This window comes from Mesorhizobium sp. M7A.F.Ca.CA.004.06.1.1, from assembly GCF_003999135.1.
Classification (GTDB): Bacteria; Pseudomonadota; Alphaproteobacteria; order Rhizobiales; family Rhizobiaceae; genus Mesorhizobium.
In genome coordinates this window covers 1-3,513 of the sequence record NZ_RZPQ01000624.1, presented here as the reverse complement: position 1 = coordinate 3,513, position 3,513 = coordinate 1, and the positions used below count along the sequence as shown (strand labels likewise).

Here is a 3,513-nt window from a genome sequence, read left to right as displayed (position 1 = left end):
GTTCCGTGGCAACCGGCGGTTGGTCGGGAGCGGTGGGCGCGACGTCCTCGTCGGCGCCGGCAAACAGCGGCACGCCGCGGCTGCGCAGGACGAGCACAAGAACGGCTCCGGCAATGATGCCGCCGATATGGCAGGCCCACGAAATCTGGTCCTCGCCGCCGGCGGCAAACATCACCACCTGGAACAGCACCCACAAGATGAGCGGGATGAAGGCCGGGATGCGGAGCGGAATGCGGGCAAAGGCCAGCACCCAGACCTTCACCCTGGGATAAAGGATCAGATAGGCGACGACCACGCCGGCGATGGCGCCGGAGGCACCGATCAGCGGCGCCTGCGAATCCCAGGCGACGAGGCCCTGGAAAGCGGCGCCGGCGATCGCGCACAACAGGTAGAAGATGAGGTAGCGGATGTGGCCGAGCGCATCCTCGACATTGTCGCCGAACACCCACAGGAACAGCATGTTGCCGCCGAGATGGAAGATGTCTGCATGCAGGAAGGAATAGGTGAGGTAGCTCAGGCTTTCGGGGATGACGATGAAACGGGGATCGAGCTCGGCGGTGTCATGGACGACCGACGGGATGAAGCCGAGACCAAGCACGGCGGCATTGGAGAAACTCTCGCCGCCGAGCGCGGTGGCAAGGTAGACCAGGGCATTGACCACGATCAGCCCGATGGTCACATATTGCAGCCTGATGTGCCGCAGCCTGTTGGTGTCGTAAAGCGGGATGAACATGCCCCAGGCCCTCTTCCGCTTTCGACAATCAGCGGTTCTTGCCGGGAACCCATAGCACGTCGGCGTTTCCGTTGTCATTGACCGCCCGGGCGGCGACAAACAGGAAATCCGAGACCCGGTTGATGTATTTCAGACCGTCGCGGTTGACGTGCTCGTCCGGATCCTGGGCAAGGGCCACGATCAGCCTTTCGGCCCGCCGCGCCACGGTGCGGGCAAGGTGAAGTGCCGCCGCTGCCGGCGTGCCGCCATTGAGCACGAAGGATTTGAGCGGCTGAAGCTCCTTGTTGAGAAGGTCGATGTCCTTTTCGACCCGGTCGGTCTGCACGGCGACGATCCGAAGCGGCTCATAGCCGAGCGGCTTGCCGTCGTCGGGCACGGCGAGATCGGCGCCGAGGTCGAACAGATCGTTCTGGATGCGGGAAAGCATGGCGTCGATCGCGGGATGGATCGCGGCCGTGTGGACCCGGGCGATGCCGATGCAGGCATTGGCTTCGTCGACCGTGCCGTAGGCGTCTACCCGCAGGTCGGATTTCAGCCGCCTCTCGCCGGTGCCGAGACCCGTGGTGCCATCATCGCCGGTGCGGGTGTAGATCTTGTTGAGCTTGACCATTTCGCCTCCCCGCCGACATCCCTCACTTGCGGGTGAAATACACCGCAAGCAGGATCAGCACCAGCGCCACGGCCTGCAGCATGACGCGCGCCTGCATCAGCTTGTTCGATGTGACGCCGGAGCCGCCGCGCATCATATTGATGAGGCCACGAACAAGCACGACCGCAACGGCGACCATGACCAGAATGGCGAGAATGTTGAAGACGGTTGCCATTGTTTCGTTCCAGTTGTTTTGGCGTTCAGGCGCGTTTGGCCATCAGGCGGTAAAGCATCGATGCAGGCAGGATGCGTTTGAGCACCGCACCGATCCTGGCCGGCACTGTTACCACATAGTGCGGGCGTGGGCGCCGCGACAGAAGTGCATGGCGCAGCGCCGCATGAACGACTTCCGGCCCTGGCTTCAAGGCCGATTGGCTGCCGCCGGTCCGCAGCCGCTCGAGTTGCGCCGCATAGTCCACGCGGTGCACGGAATTCTCGTGGTCGATGTTGCTGAGAAACCAAATGAGGCCATTGCTGGCGATCTTCGACTTCACCGGCCCCGGCTCGATCAGCGAAACGTGGACGCCGCTGCCGGCCAGTTCCTGGCGCTGGCAGAGCATCAAGGCCTCCAGTGCATGCTTCGACGCGGAATAGGCGCCGCGAAAGCGCACCGGCACGAGGCCAAGGATCGACGAACAGTGGACGATGCGGCCGTCACCCTGGCGGCGCATCACCGGCACCAGCCGGCGGGTCAAATCATGCCAGCCGAAGAAATTCGCCTCGAACTGCTGCTTGAGCGCCGCAACGGGCAGATCCTCGACGGCGCCCGGCTGCGCATAGGCGCCGTTGTTGAAAAGGGCGTCGAGCCGGCCGCCGGTGCGGTCGAGCACCGCCGCCACCAGCGAGGCGATGGAGTCCGGCTCGCAATAATCGAGATAGAAGGCCTCGATGCCATCGGCTTCGAGCGCGGCGATGTCCTGCGGCTTGCGCGCCGTTGCGAACACCCGCCAGCCTTCTGCCTTCAACGCGCGGGCGCAGTACGCGCCTATTCCCGAAGACGCACCGGTGATGATAATCGAGCGCAACTTTCGCGCCGGACTGTTCGTGGTTTCGCCAAGGGTTGCCATTTGCCGCAATCCCTTCCCATATTCCCGGCGTGGAGACAATTGGAGGGCGCGGTTCTTGTTGCGGAAGATCGTAGCCCTCAAGCGGGTCCTCTACGACGCGCTCGGCCATTTCAACACCGATGACGGCTGGGCGATGGCCAGCCATCTGGCGATCACATCGCTGATGGCACTGTTCCCGTTCCTGATCTTCGCGACGACGCTGGCGAGCTTCCTGGGCGCGCAGGCGTTCTCCGACACCGCCGTGCATCTGGTCTTCGACACCTGGCCCGAACAGATCGCCAAGCCGATCGCGCGCGAAGTGCTCAATGTGCTGACCGTCCGGCGCACCGACCTTTTGACCTATGGTGTGGTGCTTGCTGCCTATTTTGCGTCGAACGGCATCGAGGCGCTGCGCACGTCGCTCAACCGCGCCTATCGCGTTTCGGAAACGCGCGGCATCATCTACCGCCGGGTGCAGAGCATCATCTTCGTTCTCATCGCCACGGCCGGTTTCCTGGCGATCAGCGTGCTCCTGGTGTTCGCGCCGCTGCTGGCGCGGATCGCCGAAGCCCATATCGACTGGATCAAGCCCTATATGGGCACCATCACGCTGTGGCGTTACGTCATCGCTTCGGCGGTCATTGTCGGCGGATTGTTTGCCGTGCATTTCTGGCTGCCGGCGGGCAAGCGCCGCTTCGTCTCGCTGGTGCCGGGCATCGTCTTCACGCTGGCGGCATGGCTTATCGGTTCGACCATCTTCGCCACCTATCTCGACCACTTCTCGTCCTATGTGACGACCTATGCCGGCCTGGCCTCGATCATGATCGCCGTGGTCTTCCTCTACATGGTCTCGGCGATCTTCATCCTTGGCGGCGAGCTCAATGCTGCGATCAGCCGCTATCTGGAGGCACGTGCGCGGGTGGGATGACAGGTAGAATTGAGGAATTGAAGAACTGAAGGATTGGAGAAAAAGCGGGCCATATCCGGCGCTGTCTGTGCTTCTTCCTCAATTCCTCAATTCCTCAATTCCTCAATTCCTCAATTCCTCAATTCCTCAATTCCTCAATTCCTCAATTCCTCAATTC

At 62.4% G+C, this 3,513-nt stretch carries 5 protein-coding genes; 1 reads left to right on the top strand and 4 read right to left on the bottom strand.

Annotation, left to right across the window (positions count from 1 at the left end; translation table 11 throughout):
* The 4 genes from EN906_RS27120 to EN906_RS27105 form a co-directional block, all read right to left on the bottom strand.
* A partial coding sequence (locus EN906_RS27120; RefSeq protein WP_164777389.1) for a rhomboid family intramembrane serine protease occupies window positions 1-733 on the bottom strand: 733 nt, incomplete at its 3' end.
* Between the two features lie 28 nt (window positions 734-761).
* Window positions 762-1,343, bottom strand: a complete 582-nt coding sequence (locus EN906_RS27115) for a cob(I)yrinic acid a,c-diamide adenosyltransferase (protein WP_127270629.1) — start codon at window positions 1,341-1,343, stop codon at window positions 762-764.
* A 22-nt stretch (window positions 1,344-1,365) separates the two neighbouring features.
* Window positions 1,366-1,557: a twin transmembrane helix small protein gene (locus EN906_RS27110; protein WP_013529428.1), complete on the bottom strand. Its 192-nt coding sequence runs from the start codon at window positions 1,555-1,557 to the stop codon at window positions 1,366-1,368.
* 25 nt (window positions 1,558-1,582) lie between these two features.
* Window positions 1,583-2,449 carry an SDR family oxidoreductase gene (locus EN906_RS27105; protein ID WP_127270628.1) on the bottom strand — a complete coding sequence of 289 codons (867 nt, stop codon included), beginning with the start codon at window positions 2,447-2,449 and terminating at the stop codon, window positions 1,583-1,585.
* Window positions 2,450-2,504: 55 nt separating this feature from the next.
* On the opposite strand from EN906_RS27105, the gene EN906_RS27100 reads away from it, so the two are divergent.
* Entirely contained in the window at window positions 2,505-3,356 is an 852-nt protein-coding gene (locus tag EN906_RS27100) for a YihY/virulence factor BrkB family protein (RefSeq protein WP_127270626.1), read from the top strand.
* The last annotated feature ends 157 nt before the right edge of the window (window positions 3,357-3,513 follow it).

Excerpts from the sequence above, each read along its gene's own strand:
- EN906_RS27115 (WP_127270629.1), bottom strand. The coding sequence starts at position 1,343 with ATGGTCAAGCTCAACAAGATCTACACCCGCACCGGCGATGATGGCACC.
- EN906_RS27110 (WP_013529428.1), bottom strand. The coding sequence starts at position 1,557 with ATGGCAACCGTCTTCAACATTCTCGCCATTCTGGTCATGGTCGCCGTT.
- EN906_RS27105 (WP_127270628.1), bottom strand. The coding sequence starts at position 2,449 with ATGGCAACCCTTGGCGAAACCACGAACAGTCCGGCGCGAAAGTTGCGC.